We start from the raw sequence: 15,440 nt of genomic DNA, 5'->3' as shown, positions 1-15,440 counted from the left end.
CAGCGGTGCTTCAGTGAGGAATTCAGACGATGCACGCGCGCAGCAACGGACCAAGCCCGGTGGAGCGGGCTAGTAGTCGTAGCGAGAGGGAGAATTGCGCGGTGATCATGTGACACATGAAATCACAGATTTTCGGACGCTGTCAACCATGATGTGTCGCCTCGCGAGTTTCCCACGATGCGCGACGAGCAGCGTCGCCCCCTCAAAGCGGCACGGCCGACGTGCATTTGATCTCGTCGAGACAGACGCTCGACTTCACCGCGCTCACGCCGGGAATGCGCATCAGCGTATCGAGCAGAAACTCGGATAGCGCTTTCAGATCGCGCGCCACGACCTTGAGCACGTAGTCGATGTCGCCCGTCACGGAAAAGCATTCCTGAATCTGCGCGAGTTCCGCGACCAGTCCCTTGAAATTCGACAGGTCGCGGATATGGCCGCGCTCCATCGTCACATGGACGAACGCGACCACGCTGAAGCCGAGCCGTTGCGCGTCGAGCCGCGTGTCGTAGCCCTTGATCACGCCCATTTCTTCGAGACGGCGGTGACGCCGCAGCGTTTGCGCGGGCGAAAGCTTGATCGCTTCGGCCAGTTCGAGATTCGAAATGCGCCCGTGGCTCTGCAATATCCCCAACAAACGTACGTCAATCCGATCGATCTCAATGTCATGCATTTTTATTTCCAATAACAGACAATTTTGGAAATATTAGTGCATAACCTAGGGTTTCCCTAGCGCATTTACGAAATCCTATTTTGTGCCGACGCACTTACACTGCCCCTCATGAAATGACGCAAATGTGCGCGAAACACTTGCGACAGCAAGGATTTCGACGAACGGAACGAGCCGATTGCGATAACCCGACCCACTGGTCGATAAAGCACAATTTTGTTGCACGATCCGAAGTCGTCTGCATTTACCGGGACGTAACCTCCGGCCGGTGCACGCGTCCAATGAATTTGTCATCCCTACAAATCACTTCACCAAGCCGAGACGATCATGGCCGACCTGTTTGAAAATCCGATGCAATTGATGGGCTTCGAATTCGTGGAATTCGCTTCGCCTACGCCGAACGTCCTCGAACCCATTTTCGAACAGATGGGCTTCACGCTCGTGGCGCGTCACCGCTCGAAAGACGTGGTGCTGTACCGTCAGGGCGAGGTCAACTTCATCGTGAACCGCGAGCCGAACAGCGAAGCGGCCTACTTCGCCGCCGAACACGGCCCGAGCGCCTGCGGCATGGCCTTCCGTGTGAAGGACTCGCACAAGGCCTACGCCCGCGCGCTGGAACTCGGCGCACAGCCGGTCGAGATCGAAACCGGTCCGATGGAACTGCGTCTGCCGGCGATCAAGGGCATTGGCGGCGCGCCGCTCTATCTGATCGACCGCTTCGAAGAGGGCAAGTCGATCTATGACATCGACTTCGAGTACATCGAAGGCGTCGACCGTCACCCGGTCGGTCACGGCCTGCGCCTGATCGATCACCTGACGCACAACGTCTATCGTGGCCGCATGGCTTACTGGGCCAACTTCTACGAGAAGCTGTTCAACTTCCGCGAGATTCGCTACTTCGACATTTCGGGCGAATACACCGGCCTCACCTCGAAGGCGATGACCGCCCCGGATGGTAAAATCCGCATTCCCCTGAACGAGGAATCGGCCAAGGGCAGCGGCCAGATCGAAGAATTCCTGATGGCCTTCAACGGTGAAGGCATTCAGCACATCGCCTTCCTCACCGACAACCTGCTTCAGGTCATCGACAACCTGCAAATGGCGGGCGTCGACCTCATGACCGCGCCGAACGACTTCTACTACGATGCGCTCGAGACCCGTCTGCCGGGTCACGGTCAGCCGGTGGGCGAACTGAAGGCGCGCGGCATTCTGCTCGACGGTACGACCGAGAACGGCAAGCCGCGTCTGCTGTTGCAGATCTTCTCGAAGACGCTGCTCGGCCCGGTGTTCTTCGAGTTCATCCAGCGCGAAGGCGACGACGGCTTCGGTGAAGGCAACTTCAAGGCGCTGTTCGAATCGCTCGAGCGCGACCAGATCGAGCGCGGCACGCTCAAGGTCTGAGTTCCGGGGAGACATGATCGTCCGCTCGCACGGACGATCCCAAAGGACACGGTGACGGCGCCATAAGCGCCGCGCCGTGGCGGCTCAACGCTTCCGGTTCGTGCTCACCGCATGAAAACAGAGAAGCGCGTCGCGTGAATACGAAGGTAGGGTAAGGAACAGACATGTCCGCCAACGCAGCAAAAGATGGCTCGCTCCACCGCGGCCTGAAGAATCGTCACATCCAATTGATCGCGCTCGGTGGCGCGATCGGCACCGGCCTCTTTCTCGGCATCGCCCAAACCATCAAAACCGCTGGACCCTCAGTCTTGCTGGGCTACGCCATTGCGGGCGTCGTCGCGTTTTTCATCATGCGCCAGCTCGGTGAAATGGTCGTGGACGAACCCGTCGCCGGGTCGTTCAGCTACTTCGCCAACAAGTATTGCGGTCAATTCGCGGGCTTCGTCTCCGGCTGGAATTACTGGGTGCTTTACGTCCTCGTCTCGATGGCCGAACTCTCCGCCGTCGGGATCTACGTTCAGTACTGGTGGCCGGGCATTCCCACGTGGGTCTCGGCACTCGTTTGCTTCGGTGTCATCAACGCCATCAACCTCTCCAGCGTGAAGTCGTATGGCGAGATGGAGTTCTGGTTCTCTATCGTCAAAGTCGCCGCCATCGTCGGCATGATCGGCTTCGGCGGTTATCTGCTCGTCTCCGGCAACGCAGGCCCGCAAGCGAGCGTGGCCAACCTGTGGCAGCACGGTGGCTTCTTCCCGAACGGGGTGTCCGGCCTCGTCATGGCGATGGCGGTCATCATGTTCTCGTTCGGCGGGCTTGAGCTGGTCGGCATTACGGCGGCGGAAGCGGACGACCCGTCGCGCAGCATTCCGCGCGCGACCAATCAGGTCATCTACCGCATTCTGATTTTCTACGTCGGCGCACTCGGCGTGCTGCTCTCGCTGTATCCGTGGGAAAAGGTCGTGTCCGGCGGCAGCCCGTTCGTGCTGATCTTCCATGAGCTGAACAGCAACTTCGTCGCGCACGTGCTCAACGCCGTGGTGCTGACTGCCGCGCTGTCCGTCTACAACAGCTGCGTGTATTGCAACAGCCGCATGCTGTACGGTCTGGCCGGTCAGGGCAACGCGCCGCGCGCGCTGCTCAAGGTCAACTCGCGTGGCATTCCGCTGGCCGCCCTCGGCGTCTCGGCAGCCGCGACGGCCGTGTGTGTGGTGATCAACTACTTCATGCCGGGCAAGGCGTTCGAACTGCTGATGGGTCTGGTCGTGTCGGCCCTGATCATCAACTGGGCGATGATCAGCGTGATCCACCTGGCCTTCCGTCGTGCCAAGGCACGCGCAGGCGAGACGACGTTCTTCAAGAGCCTCGGCTACCCGCTCACGAACTACCTGTGTCTGGCGTTCCTCGCGGGCATTCTGGTCGTGATGTATCTGATTCCGGATCTGCGCATCTCCGTGTATCTGATCCCGGTGTGGCTGGTCGTGCTGGCCATCGGCTACCGTCTGCGTCAGAAAAACGTGGCCGCGCCGGTGCCGGTGAGCGCAACGCGTTAAATAAGTCAACGCCGCACGCCGGGCTTTCGACGCCCGGCGTACACCCGGCAGTGCCGCACTAGCGGTATCATCGAGCGTTACCCCGTCGTTATCCCATCGCTATTCCAGGAACTGCCATGTTCGAACACATCGATGCCTATCCCGGTGACCCGATCCTCTCGCTCAACGAGAATTTCGCTAAAGATCCGCGTACCAACAAGGTCAACCTGAGCATCGGCATCTATTACGACGACGCTGGCCGTCTGCCGGTGATGAACGCGGTTCGTCAGGCCGAAGCCCTGCTGCTGGCCGAAGTCGGTCCGAAGCCGTATCTGCCGATGGCTGGCTTTGCCAACTACCGCGACGCCGTGCAAGGTCTCGTGTTCGGCGAAGACTCGCCCGCGCGCAAGAACGGCAGCATCGCTACCGTGCAGACGCTCGGCGGCTCGGGTGCCCTGAAGGTCGGCGCAGATTTCATCAAGCGTTACTTCCCCGGCTCGCAGGTGTGGGTAAGCGATCCGACGTGGGATAACCATCGCTTCATCTTCGAGCGCGCCGGTTTCACCGTGAATACGTATCCGTATTACGACGAAGCCACTGGCGGCCTGCAATTCGAAGCGATGGTCGACGCCATCGACAAGTTGCCTGCACGAAGCGTCGTGCTGCTGCACGCTTGCTGCCATAACCCGACCGGCGTCGATTTGAACGATGCGCAATGGGTGCAACTGATCGAAGTGCTCAAGAAGCGCGAACTGCTGCCCTTCGTCGACATGGCGTATCAGGGTTTCGGCTCGGGCATCGAAGCCGACGCGTTCGTGATTCGCGAACTGGCGCGTCAGGGCCTGCCCGCATTCGTCGCCAACTCGTTCTCGAAGAACTTCTCGCTGTACGGCGAGCGTTGCGGCGGCCTGTCGGTCATCTGCGAATCGTCGGAAGCCGCCGATCGCGTGCTGGGTCAGTTGACGAGCGCCGTGCGCTCGAACTACAGCAACCCGCCCACGCACGGCGCGAAGATCGTCGCCAAGGTGCTGAGCACGCCGGAACTGCGCAAGTCGTGGGAAGAAGAACTCGCGGCCATGTGCCAGCGCATTACGCGCATGCGCGGCGCGATTCACGACGGTCTGCGTGGCCATGTGCCGGACACCATGCTCTCGCGTTATCTGGAGCAGCGCGGCATGTTCACGTACACGGGTCTGACGGCCGCACAGGTCGATGTGCTGCGTGAAGCCCACGGCGTCTATCTGATCCGCTCGGGCCGCATGTGCGTGGCCGGACTGAACGAGAGCAACGTCGCCGTAGTGGCCGACAGCATCGCCAAGGTGCTGAACGGCTGAGTTTGCGCTCGCTGAGATAACTCGCTGAGATAAGAAAGGGACGGCAATTGCCGTCCCTTTTTCATTGGCGCGACGAAAGTGTTACGACGCCTGCTTCAGGAATTCCAGAAGATCGGCGTTCACCTTGTCTGCCTCGACGGTACACATGCCATGCGCGCCGCCCGGGTAAATCTTCAGCGTCGCGTTCTTGACGATCTGCGCGGTGAGCTTGCCCGAATCGTCGATCGGCACGATCTGGTCGTCGTCGCCATGCAGCACGAGCGTCGGCACGTCGATCTTTTTGAGGTCTTCGGTGTAATCCACCTCCGAGAATTCCTTCACGCACAGGTACTGGCCGAGGTGCGAACCCCACATGCCCTGCGCCCAGAAGGCGTCGATCACGCCCTGCGACTTCTTGGCGTTCGGACGGTTATAGCCGTAGAACGGCACCGCCAGATCCTGATAGAACTGCGAACGATTCGCTGCGACATTCGCGCGAATATCGTCGAACACACCGATGGGCAGACCACCCGGGTTCTTGTCCGACTTGAGCATGACGGGCGGCACGGCACCGATGAGCACGGCCTGCGCCGCGCGCTTCGTGCCGTGACGGCCCAGATAATGCGCGACTTCGCCACCGCCGGTCGAGTGGCCGACGAACGTAGCGTTGTTCAGATCGAGATGCTCGACGAGGGCGGCGAGGTCGTCGGCGTAGGTGTCCATATCGTTACCGGTGCCCGGCTGGTCCGAGCGGCCGTGACCACGACGGTCGTGCGCGATCACGCGATAGCCGTGCTGCACCAGAAACAGCATTTGTGCGTCCCAGGCATCGGCGCTCAGCGGCCAGCCGTGGGAGAACACGACCGGGCGGCCCGTGCCCCAGTCCTTATAAAAAATCGAAGTGCCATCCTTCGTCTTGAACGTGCTCATGGTGTCGTCCTTAGGTGAGGAAAGTTCGTGCACCAACAATAGGGCCGGTGCGATCGAAGGCTTTTAATTTAAGGCGTCGATGAGCCGCGTTACAAGGTGAGATTTTTTGATGCGCGCGTGAGTGACATTCACTGAACCTATCTCATGGCTGTCATGAAGGTCGGACCCTTATGGTTCGGCACAACTGCGGTGCATGCACAAACGACATCGGTGCACGCGCCAGCGCGTCCGAGCGCTTAGCGTTATATTGGGCGTCCCGCGGCGCTGTTGGCCGCTCATCCCCAATGCGTCGATCCCCATGTCCGATCAATCCGCCGAGTTGTCCCAGTTCCCGATCACGCGCAAGTGGCCTGCCGCGCACCCGGAACGTCTGCAACTGTATTCGCTGCCCACGCCCAACGGGGTGAAGGTGTCGATCATGCTCGAAGAAATCGGGCTGCCGTACGAAGTGCATCTGGTGAATTTCCAGACCAACGATCAGCTCACGCCGGAATTCCTCTCGCTCAACCCGAACAACAAGATTCCCGCGATCCTCGATCCGAACGGTCCCGGCGGCAAGCCGCTGCCGCTGTTCGAGTCGGGCGCGATCCTCTGGTACCTCGCCGAGAAGACCGGCAAGCTGCTGCCCGTCGATCCGGCTGCGCGTTACGAGACGCTGCAATGGGTGATGTTCCAGATGGGCGGCGTCGGTCCGATGTTCGGCCAGTTGGGCTTCTTCAACAAGTTTGCAGGCAAGGACTACGAGGACAAGCGTCCGCGCGACCGTTACGTCGCCGAATCGAAGCGCCTGCTCGCGGTGCTCGATGCACGTCTGGCCGACCACCAGTGGCTGATGGGCGACGAATACACCATCGCCGATATCGCCACGTTCCCGTGGGTTCGCAACCTCGTCGGCTTCTACGAGGCGGGCGATCTCGTTGGCTTCGATCAGTTCAAGAACGTGCAGCGCGCACTGGGTGCATTTGTGGCGCGTCCGGCAGTGATTCGCGGGCTGGAGATTCCGAAACGCCCTGCCTGAGCGTGATGTGACGTACATTTCGCGACGTCAAAAAAAAAGACCGGTGCATCGTGAAGACGCACCGGTTTGAGATCGCGATGTTGCACGAGGAGGTACTACCCCGCCGGACGCCGTACCGACGACCCGGCGGGTACAGCCAGGAACTGCAAGAGAACTACCGGAACAACGTTACTTCGGTGAATCAGCAAGACTGATGCGCACGCATGAAGAGCATCAGGCCGACTTCTTGAAGCGAGCGGCTTCTTCCGAACCGCCCGTGGCATTGCCTGCGCTGTACGAGTGCGCGCCCACACCGGCGAGCTTGCCGTTCTGCACGATCAGGTACTCGTTGCGGATCGGACGGTTCTCGAAGTAGCACTCCAGAATTTCACGCGTACCGGCGGCGTAACGCGTCTGCGCCGACAGGCTCGTGCCCGAGATGTGTGGGGTCATGCCGTGGTGCGGCATGCTGCGCCACGGGTGATCGGCCGGTGCCGGTTGCGGGAACCAGACATCGCCACCGTAGCCCGCGAGCTGGCCACTTTCGAGCGCCGCCGCAACGGCGTCACGGTCGCACAGCTTGCCGCGCGCCGTGTTGATCAGGTAGGCGCCGCGCTTGAAGTGCTTCAGGCTGTCGGCGTTGATCATGTGCTCCGTTTCCGGGTGCAGCGGGCAGTTCAGCGTCACCACGTCGCACACCTTGGCGAGGCTCTCCAGGCTCGTGTGGTGCGTGAGGTTGAGTTCCTTCTCGACCGATTCCGGCAGACGGTGACGATCGAGGTAGTGCAGATGCGTGCCGAACGGCTTCATCAGACGCAGCACGCGCAGGCCGATGCGCCCCGCCGCCACCGTACCCACATGCATGCCTTCCAGATCGTACGAACGCTCGACGCAGTCGGCGATGTTCCAGCCGCCCTTGAGCACCCATTGATACGACGGCAGGTAGTTACGCACCAATGCCAGCGTCGTCATCATCACGTGTTCCGCCACGCTGTTGCTGTTGCAGTACGTCACTTCCGCGACGGTGATGCCGTGTTCCATGGCGGCTTGCAGATCGGTGTGATCCGAGCCGATGCCAGCGGTCACGATCATCTTCAGCTTCTTCGCACGCTTGATGCGCTCGGCCGTCATGTACGCGGGCCAGAACGGTTGCGAAATCACGATTTCGGCGTCGGCCAGTTCGCGGTCGAGCACGCTGTTGTCGCCGTCTTTGCTCGACGTCACGACGAGTTCGTGGCCGTTCGATTCGAGGTACTTGCGCAGGCCCAGTTCGCCAGACACGCTACCGAGCAATGCGCCCGGCTGGAAGTCGATGGCGCGCGGCGTAGGCAGCGTCTGGCCATCGGGGTAGCACTCGATCTTCGGCAGATCGTCGCGGGCGTAGGTCTTCGGGTAGCCGGTAACGGGGTCGTCGTACAGTACACAAACAATCTTGGCCATGGTGTCTCACTCCTGAATGGTTATCTGCAAGATGTCTGCTTGGCGACGCTGACGTCGTTAGCGTCGCTGCATTGAGGCCAATGATCGGTGTATGCGTTTCGTCTGGAAAATCGTTCCGGTCGATCGGTTGATCGGCGAGACCTATCAAAGCGATGTGGATGACGCGCGATGGCGTCAGACGTCACCAGTTGGTGCACGTGCCGAAAGGTGCCAGCACGCCGAGCTGAAGCGCACCTCGCCCTGCGCGACGAATGGCGCATAGGCGTCGACGATGGCATCGACGATGTGCTCCCGCTTTGCCGGATCGAGACCGGCGAGCGCTAGTCCCACCGGCCCGAGACGCGACGCGTAATCGCGCAAGTCGGCCTGCGCGAACGTGCAGTCGAAGTGCACGGGCTCAAGATGGACCTCCTCCCACCCGGCCGAAGACAGAATGGACGCGACGCGCTCGGGATCCGCGAAGCCGAACTGCCCCGGCGCGCCCGGCTGTCGGGGCGGCAAACCAGAAAGCAATGGCGCGGCGACGCGCTCGGCCACCGTCATGAACGGATTCTCCGACGGCCCTCGCCACACGAGTGTGTGGAGTGCCGCGCCCGGGCGCGCCGACGCGCGTAGATTCGCGAAAGCGGCTATGGGGTCGTCGAAGAACATGACGCCAAGTCGCGAGACGATGAGATCGAAGTGCGCTTGCGGAAATTGATGCGTCTGCACGTCGGCGCAAAGAAACTCCACCGGTGCACGCGCATGTGCCGCGCGTGTGCGCGCCGTCTCGATCATCGGCGCGGAGATGTCGGCTCCCGTAAGTTGCCAGGAATGACCCAACGCGGTAGACAACGCGAGCGTAGCGCCGCCGGTGCCGCATCCGACATCGAGCAAGCGCCCCGACGGCGTGTGCCGCGCAACGTCGCGCGCGCGGTCGATAAGAAACCTCGCGAGCGGCACGAACATCTGGTCGAGCGCGGCACGGTTGTCCACCCATGCACTGCCCGAACGCCCGTTCCATAGTTCGGACTGGTCGTGGTTGGCGTTTTCGGTCATTGGCATCCCTCATGTCGATACGATGGAGGCGCATGCCAATGTGGACGTCGGTCGATCCCCACGATGTCCCGAACGTCACCCGGCATGGCGCATGTCATGCAGTGTGGCAATTCAAGTCGACTTTAGGTCAAGAGATTTTTGCCGGGTCACGTGCCAAAGCGCTGGCGACGGCTCAGGCGGTGGCGTTGAATGCGTCGTGGTAAGCGACCGTACCCGTCGGCATCGGGCCGTCGAAATGCGTCATCTGGAAATACTCGGCGGGCACGTCCGGCAAACGCAACGAAGGGTCTGCGCGAAAACCGAACCGTCCGTAATAGGACGGCTCACCCAGCACGACACAGCCAGCCGCGTCGAGTCGACGAAGCGCGTCGAGCGCCGCGCGCATGAGCTGGCTACCGACGCCCTCGCCCTGACGATCGGGGGCGACCGAAATCGGTCCGAGGCCGTACCACCCTCGCGCACCATCGCTGATCGTGACCGGAGAGATCGCCACGTGCCCCACGATGACACCACAATCTTCTGCCACGAGCGATACGCTCAGTTGTCCGGCGCGACGCAATGCAGCGACGATGAACTGCTCCGTATGCGCGGTGTGCGGTGCGTCTTGAAAGGCGGCGACGGTCAGCGCCTGGATGGCGTCGACGTCAGCAGCGACTTCGCTTCGGATCTGTAGGTTCATGGCGGCATTGTATGCCGCACGGACGGGGGTGCGATGCGCCGATGCGGGCAGTGCGGACAATGCTATGCAGGCAGCAAAGCATCCAGCCGGGTTTGCAGATCCACCGAACGGAAGGCGGCGATGGCGGCGTCCAGCAACGGGGGACGGGGCAGCCGCTCGCGCAGAATGAGACCGATCTCGCGATGCAGCGCCGGTTGCAGCGGCACGGCGTGCAACTCGTCGCGCATCTCCGCCAGACACAGCACGCTGTGCGGCACGATGCTGAACAGGCCCGCGCAGCGCACGTGCGCATACAGCGCCATCAGCGAATCCGTCTCCACACGCGGCGACGCCGACGTGCCCGCGCGCGCCAGCGCTGCATCGATCCCCTGACGACACTGCATGTTGCCAGTGAGCAGACACAGCGGCAGCTTCGCCGCTTCGTGCCACGACAGTGACGTGCTGCCCGAGAGCGCCGACTCGTCGCGCGCGATCAGCACGTAGCGCTCGCGGAACAGGGAGATGGTTTCGAATTCGCGCAGACGCGGATCGTCGAGATAACTCAGGCCGACGTCCAGATCGAGTTCGGAGAGTTGGCGCAACGCTTGCGTCGCAGAGAGCGTATAGACCTCATGGCGCATGCCAGGAAACTCGCGCAGGCACGCGTCGGTGAGCAGGGGGACGAGCGGCAACGCGGTGGGGATTGCGCCGATGCGCAGGCATCCGGTGACCTCGCGGCGGCTCGCACTCGCCTCCTGACGCAAACCTTCGCAGTCGGCCAGCACCTGACGTGCCCACGCCAGCACACGCTCGCCCTCCGGCGTGAAGCCTTCGAAACGACGTCCGCGTCTCACGATCGGCAGGCCGAACTCTTCCTCGATGCTTCGGATCGCGCCGGAGAGCGTCGGTTGCGATACGTTGCATAGCTCCGCTGCACGACGAAAGTGCTGCGCCTGCGACAGCGCCACGAGATAGCTTAGTTGCCGGATGAACATGGCTTGCGTCCCCTCCTCTTGTCATCGGCCCCAAAGTGACGCCGACGCTACGGGCGACACTTGCCGCCACCGCTATATTGTTATGAATATAGCGCAAGCAATGACGGTCCAGTCATGAGAAAGTCGCATAACTGTTATGGAAAATCCGCTCGGGGGGCAGCGGTTACTGTGCGGAGGCCGGGCTTTGCGGTGCGGGTGACGGGGACAGCATGATTCCACCGGGCGACGTTGACGGTGCGGACGGCACCGACGGCGTGACTGGTGTCGATGCTCCAGCCGACCCCGTCCCGGACGAACCGCCCGGACCGTTCCACTCGCCGGGCACGCCCGGGATGGTCGTGCCTTGTGACGCACTCGCGGGCTGTGTGGCGGGTTGCGTGTACTGCGGCTGAGCGAGCACAGCGGATGCGACCGGCACCGGCAACGGGCCGCTGTCGCTGGCGGCGTCCGGCGTCGAGACCGACGGTGCGGGAGCCGGTGCAGGCGACGACGGTGCCTGTCGCTTCACCGGCGCTTTAGGCTTGGGCTCCGGCTTCTTGGCGAAGAGGCCCGTCACCCAGTCGGAGGCGTGTGCCCACCAGTCGCTGTACCAGTGGCGATTGTCAGGCGCTTCGAACTTCGCGCTGCCGTCGATGACCTTCGCGCGCAACGCACGCGAGAAGACATCCCCGACAATCGGCAACGCACTGTGTGCGCCCTGCCCCCAGTAATCGCTGCGCAACGTGATGCGGCTGTCGTTGAAGCCGACCCATGCGCCCGCGACCAGTTGCGGCTGCATCAGAATGAACCAGCCGTCGGCGTTGTCCTGCGTGGTACCGGTCTTGCCCGCGACGTCGGCCCGAATGCCGAAGCGCGTGCGAATCGCGTTGCCGGTGCCGCGATTGATGACACCGCGCATGGTGTCGAGCAGCGTGTAATCGTCGTTCTCCGAGAGTGCACGTTCGGGCCGCGCGGGCGAGAACGTCGCCAACACTTCGCCTTCGCTGTTCGTGATCTCCGTGACCATCGTCGGCTCGCGATACTCGCCGCCGTCCGCGATCGTGCCATAGGCCGCCACCATCTCCTTGAGCGAGACGGGGCTCGTGCCCAGCGCCAGCGAGGGCACCGGATCGAGCTTGCTCTCGCGTACGCCCATCGCGCGAGCGAGGCCGACCACGCGCGACGGTCCGACATCCTGCATCAACTGCGCCGTGACGGTATTGCGCGATTGCGCCAGCGCGTCGGCGAGCTTCATCGGCTTGTTGGTCGGCGTGGTGTCGTCGCTGGGTCGCCAGATTTCGCCGCCTGCAAGCGGAATCTCCACCACCTGATCGACGATGGTTTCGTCCGGCTTGCGTCCCTTGACGAAGGCCGCGCCATACACAAACGGTTTGAACGTCGAGCCCGGCTGTCGACGCGCTTGCTGCACGTGATCGAACGGGTCGGTCGTAAAGTCACGGCTGCCGACCCACGCGCGAATTTCGCCAGTACGCGGATCGATGGCGAGGAAACCGGCTTGCACGCGCGTCTTCGTCGTGCGCAGGTTCTGCATGAACGTCTTGTCGGCGAACAGACGCTTCATCGCCGCTTCGGGCGCTTCGCCCCCGGCCACGGCATTGCGGTATTCCGCCGTCTCGCGCACGAACGACTGGACCAGCGCCGTACTGTCGCGCCAACCGCCGCGTGCCGACCAGTTCGCGTCGGCAATGCCTTGCAATTGATTCGCCTGACGCGTGAGCGCCTGCGTCGCCATCGACTGCAAGCGTGCGTCGATGGTGGTGTGCACCACCAAACCGTCGGAGTAAATGTTGTAGTCGTTGCGATCCGCCCAGCCGATCAGCCACTTGCGCAATTGCTGTGCGAAGTGCGGCGCAGGCCCCGGCTCTTCCGTCTGACGTTCGAAGTCGACGCGCAACGGCCGCTTTTGCAGCGCCGCGAGCTTCGACGCATCGAGATCGCCGAACTTCACCATCTGCGCGAGCACCGTGTTACGGCGTTGCAGTGCGCGCTCGGGATTGATCACCGGGTTGTAATAGCTGTTGCCCTTGAGCATGCCGACGAGCGTGGCGGCTTCGACGACGTCCAACTGATCGGCAGACTTGTCGAAATAGGTGCGCGCGGCCATTTCGATGCCGTATGCGTTGTACAGGAAGGGCACCGTGTTCAGGTACGTCTCGAGAATCTCGGGCTTCGTGTACAGCGCTTCGATCTTCAGCGCGGTGATCGCTTCCTTGAGTTTGCGAGTGAGCGTCGGGGCGCGGCCGATGTCGTCGGGGTACAGATTGCGGGCGAGCTGCTGCGTGATCGTCGAGCCGCCCTGACGGTCACCGGAGAACGTGCGCAGCGCCGCCCCCGCCGTACGCTTCAGATCGATGCCGTGGTGCTCATAAAAACGATGGTCCTCCGTCGACACCAGCGCCTTGACGACGTTGGGCGAGATATCTTTCAGCGCCACCCACTCGCGATTCGACGGCCGGAACTCGGCCAGCAACTTCCCGTCGACGGACAGGACCTGCGCAGGCTGGTCGACCTTTGCACGACGGATATCACGAATACTCGGCGTGAACGGAATCAGGATCAGCGTATAGGCGACCAGCAGACAAGGCAGCGCCGCCACGACGATCAGCACACCGCGACGCGTGGGATGGCGCAGGTGATGCCAGGCGCGCGCCGCATACGGGGACAGCGGTTGCAAAAGGCGAAGACCCCGCCGACCTGCTTGGGCGACGGCGTGCAGCAGCGAAGAAAACAGCGACGAAATCGGGCGCTTCACGATGGGGGAATGCGTGGCAAAGTCCGCATCCTACCAAAACCGGGGCGCGCGACAGTTTGTCGCATGACGCGGTCGCGCTGTCTCCCGCTTGACGCGCATCAAGTTCCGCAGCGCATCGTGCTTCTACCATCGGTCGTGCTCACACACGACTTTGGACAACATCATGAAGCACTCCCTCGGCGCCACGGCTCTCGCCGCCGCACTGGCTACCGGTGCCGCCCTCTTCAGCGCATCCGCATTTGCACAAAGCACGGCACCGGCCACCGACAACGCCGCCACCACGAAGACCTTCGGTTTCATCAAGGACAGTTCGCAGGGCATCTATGCTGGCGACATCCTCGCGCGCGTGCGCGCTATCGGCATCCTGCCGGATTCGCATGCGAGCGGCAGCGTCCTGCCGACGCTCGGCGTCACCGTCAACAACGCGATCGTGCCGGAACTCGATTTCACGTACATGATTCTCGACAACGTCGGCGTCGAACTCATTCTCGGCATGTCGCGCCATCAGCTCACGTCGAACCTCGGGCATCTCGGCGGCGTGAATGTGTTGCCGCCGACACTCCTGCTGCAATACCACTTCAATCACGCGGGGAAGGTGCGCCCCTATGTTGGCGCGGGCATCAACTACACGCGCTTCTGGAACAGCAACCTGAATGCGGGCGGCACGCCCATCTCGATCAAGAACCACAGTGTCGGACCGGCGCTGCAAGCCGGTGTGGACATCCAGATGACGAAAAACCTCTTCTTCAACATCGACATCAAGAAGATCTGGATGAAGACCGATACGTCGCTCGCGGGCACCGACCTCGGCACGTTGCACATCGACCCGCTGATTGTCGGCGTCGGCGTTGGCATGAAGTTCTGATGTCCAGTGTGGGGCGCCACGTGCCGGGGGGCCGTGGCGCTCCTTTTTTTGGTTCCATCGGACGATGCGACAAATTGTCGCGTCGTCCCTACATGCGAACGCAAAGCATTTACGCCCCTCGGCAAGACCCCCTACAATGCCTCCTTCCCGAGAGCCGCCTGATCCGCGTCTTTGCCTTCACGGCGACCCGCGCGGTTAGCTGATTACGTGATGACCTTATGACGTAATCGGGGGACGCTCTCGCGGGCTGATCCGTCAGACCGCCCGGCGATTCCCGTGTTTTTCGCCCGTCCGCTTGATCCGACTTAATCCGTCTAATCCGTCCAATCCGGCCCAGCATGCGCAAGCTTCGTCAGCATCGCGTCGCAATCGGGATCGCCCTGCTGGCGATCCTGCTGGCTGCGCTCATGCCCGCGATTGCGCAATGGCGCGCCGCGATGCAGACGGATCCGTTCGCGGTCTACTGCACGGTGCAAGGCACGCAAGCCTCACTGAGCACGAACACCACGCCGCGCGTCGACGCCCAACGCGAGCCTGCCCATGACGGCCACAGCGGCCATGACGACGCGCAGGCACCACCCGCCCCGGCTCACACCCAGCCCACGGGTCTGCACAGCGAACACGGCAACGCCGGTCACTCGCTCGACTCCGCAGATCACTGGGAGAAGTGCGGATATTGCGCCTTGTGGACGCATCAGCCGCTCGTCACCACCGCTTTCCATCTCCCCCCGCCTGCCGCGCCGACTGGTATCGTCGCCTCCCCCCGGGCTCCGGTGCCGCATTTCCCGCGCGCCCGTTTCTCCGACGCCTTAGCGCGCGCGCCACCGTCCCTCACCGTCTGATCCTCCCGACTTC

The 15,440-nt window shown here is 62.4% G+C and carries 13 protein-coding genes; 6 read left to right on the top strand and 7 right to left on the bottom strand.

Annotated features, from left to right (window positions below; all coding sequences use genetic code 11):
- Positions 1-202 precede the first annotated feature (202 nt).
- A complete protein-coding gene (locus tag PCO31010_RS18060; protein ID WP_039395891.1) occupies positions 203-670 on the bottom strand; it encodes an Lrp/AsnC family transcriptional regulator in 468 nt (155 codons plus the stop codon).
- 324 nt (positions 671-994) lie between these two features.
- Between PCO31010_RS18060 and hppD the strand changes: the two genes are divergently transcribed.
- The 3 genes from hppD to PCO31010_RS18045 all read left to right on the top strand — a co-directional run bounded on the left by hppD (position 995) and on the right by PCO31010_RS18045 (position 4,931).
- Positions 995-2,068 (top strand): 4-hydroxyphenylpyruvate dioxygenase, encoded by a 1,074-nt coding sequence (gene hppD, locus PCO31010_RS18055; RefSeq protein WP_039395888.1) that lies wholly within the window; start codon positions 995-997, stop codon positions 2,066-2,068.
- A 164-nt stretch (positions 2,069-2,232) separates the two neighbouring features.
- On the top strand, positions 2,233-3,618 hold the full coding sequence (locus PCO31010_RS18050; protein ID WP_150665469.1) for an amino acid permease: 1,386 nt from the start codon (positions 2,233-2,235) through the stop codon (positions 3,616-3,618).
- A gap of 116 nt (positions 3,619-3,734) precedes the next feature.
- The gene (locus PCO31010_RS18045; RefSeq protein WP_150665468.1) at positions 3,735-4,931 is read left to right on the top strand and encodes an amino acid aminotransferase; all 1,197 of its coding nucleotides are present in this window, start codon (positions 3,735-3,737) and stop codon (positions 4,929-4,931) included.
- A gap of 81 nt (positions 4,932-5,012) precedes the next feature.
- On the opposite strand, the gene PCO31010_RS18040 is transcribed toward PCO31010_RS18045, so the two are convergent.
- The gene (locus PCO31010_RS18040) at positions 5,013-5,840 is read right to left on the bottom strand and encodes an alpha/beta fold hydrolase (RefSeq protein WP_150665467.1); all 828 of its coding nucleotides are present in this window, start codon (positions 5,838-5,840) and stop codon (positions 5,013-5,015) included.
- A 298-nt stretch (positions 5,841-6,138) separates the two neighbouring features.
- Between PCO31010_RS18040 and PCO31010_RS18035 the strand changes: the two genes are divergently transcribed.
- On the top strand, positions 6,139-6,858 hold the full coding sequence (locus tag PCO31010_RS18035; protein ID WP_150665466.1) for a glutathione S-transferase N-terminal domain-containing protein: 720 nt from the start codon (positions 6,139-6,141) through the stop codon (positions 6,856-6,858).
- Positions 6,859-7,071: 213 nt separating this feature from the next.
- Here PCO31010_RS18035 and PCO31010_RS18030 read toward each other — a convergent pair whose 3' ends face one another.
- From PCO31010_RS18030 to PCO31010_RS18010, 5 genes are all read right to left on the bottom strand, one after another.
- On the bottom strand, positions 7,072-8,277 hold the full coding sequence (locus PCO31010_RS18030) for an NAD-dependent formate dehydrogenase (protein WP_150665465.1): 1,206 nt from the start codon (positions 8,275-8,277) through the stop codon (positions 7,072-7,074).
- Positions 8,278-8,451: 174 nt separating this feature from the next.
- A complete protein-coding gene (locus PCO31010_RS18025; protein ID WP_150665464.1) occupies positions 8,452-9,321 on the bottom strand; it encodes a class I SAM-dependent methyltransferase in 870 nt (289 codons plus the stop codon).
- A gap of 166 nt (positions 9,322-9,487) precedes the next feature.
- Positions 9,488-9,994 (bottom strand): GNAT family N-acetyltransferase, encoded by a 507-nt coding sequence (locus PCO31010_RS18020; protein ID WP_150665463.1) that lies wholly within the window; start codon positions 9,992-9,994, stop codon positions 9,488-9,490.
- A 62-nt stretch (positions 9,995-10,056) separates the two neighbouring features.
- Positions 10,057-10,968, bottom strand: coding sequence for a LysR family transcriptional regulator (locus PCO31010_RS18015; protein WP_150575531.1), 912 nt, complete (start codon positions 10,966-10,968; stop codon positions 10,057-10,059).
- Between the two features lie 163 nt (positions 10,969-11,131).
- Positions 11,132-13,642: a penicillin-binding protein 1A gene (locus tag PCO31010_RS18010; RefSeq protein ID WP_246184664.1), complete on the bottom strand. Its 2,511-nt coding sequence runs from the start codon at positions 13,640-13,642 to the stop codon at positions 11,132-11,134.
- Positions 13,643-13,883: 241 nt separating this feature from the next.
- Here PCO31010_RS18010 and PCO31010_RS18005 point away from each other — a divergent pair, with 241 nt between their 5' ends.
- Both PCO31010_RS18005 and PCO31010_RS18000 read left to right on the top strand, forming a co-directional pair.
- Positions 13,884-14,585 (top strand): OmpW/AlkL family protein, encoded by a 702-nt coding sequence (locus PCO31010_RS18005; RefSeq protein ID WP_150661239.1) that lies wholly within the window; start codon positions 13,884-13,886, stop codon positions 14,583-14,585.
- Between the two features lie 338 nt (positions 14,586-14,923).
- Positions 14,924-15,427 (top strand): DUF2946 family protein, encoded by a 504-nt coding sequence (locus tag PCO31010_RS18000; RefSeq protein WP_150665462.1) that lies wholly within the window; start codon positions 14,924-14,926, stop codon positions 15,425-15,427.
- Positions 15,428-15,440 lie beyond the last annotated feature (13 nt).

The sequence above is a fragment of the Pandoraea commovens genome, from assembly GCF_902459615.1.
Classification (GTDB): Bacteria; Pseudomonadota; Gammaproteobacteria; order Burkholderiales; family Burkholderiaceae; genus Pandoraea; species Pandoraea commovens.
This window is presented reverse-complemented; position numbering and strand designations above follow the sequence as displayed.

Excerpts from the sequence above, each read along its gene's own strand:
- hppD (WP_039395888.1), top strand. The coding sequence starts at position 995 with ATGGCCGACCTGTTTGAAAATCCGATGCAATTGATGGGCTTCGAATTC.
- PCO31010_RS18015 (WP_150575531.1), bottom strand. The coding sequence starts at position 10,968 with ATGTTCATCCGGCAACTAAGCTATCTCGTGGCGCTGTCGCAGGCGCAG.
- PCO31010_RS18005 (WP_150661239.1), top strand. The coding sequence starts at position 13,884 with ATGAAGCACTCCCTCGGCGCCACGGCTCTCGCCGCCGCACTGGCTACC.
- PCO31010_RS18000 (WP_150665462.1), top strand. The coding sequence starts at position 14,924 with ATGCGCAAGCTTCGTCAGCATCGCGTCGCAATCGGGATCGCCCTGCTG.
- PCO31010_RS18045 (WP_150665468.1), top strand. The coding sequence starts at position 3,735 with ATGTTCGAACACATCGATGCCTATCCCGGTGACCCGATCCTCTCGCTC.
- PCO31010_RS18040 (WP_150665467.1), bottom strand. The coding sequence starts at position 5,840 with ATGAGCACGTTCAAGACGAAGGATGGCACTTCGATTTTTTATAAGGAC.
- PCO31010_RS18050 (WP_150665469.1), top strand. The coding sequence starts at position 2,233 with ATGTCCGCCAACGCAGCAAAAGATGGCTCGCTCCACCGCGGCCTGAAG.
- PCO31010_RS18030 (WP_150665465.1), bottom strand. The coding sequence starts at position 8,277 with ATGGCCAAGATTGTTTGTGTACTGTACGACGACCCCGTTACCGGCTAC.
- PCO31010_RS18035 (WP_150665466.1), top strand. The coding sequence starts at position 6,139 with ATGTCCGATCAATCCGCCGAGTTGTCCCAGTTCCCGATCACGCGCAAG.
- PCO31010_RS18060 (WP_039395891.1), bottom strand. The coding sequence starts at position 670 with ATGCATGACATTGAGATCGATCGGATTGACGTACGTTTGTTGGGGATA.
- PCO31010_RS18025 (WP_150665464.1), bottom strand. The coding sequence starts at position 9,321 with ATGCCAATGACCGAAAACGCCAACCACGACCAGTCCGAACTATGGAAC.
- PCO31010_RS18020 (WP_150665463.1), bottom strand. The coding sequence starts at position 9,994 with ATGAACCTACAGATCCGAAGCGAAGTCGCTGCTGACGTCGACGCCATC.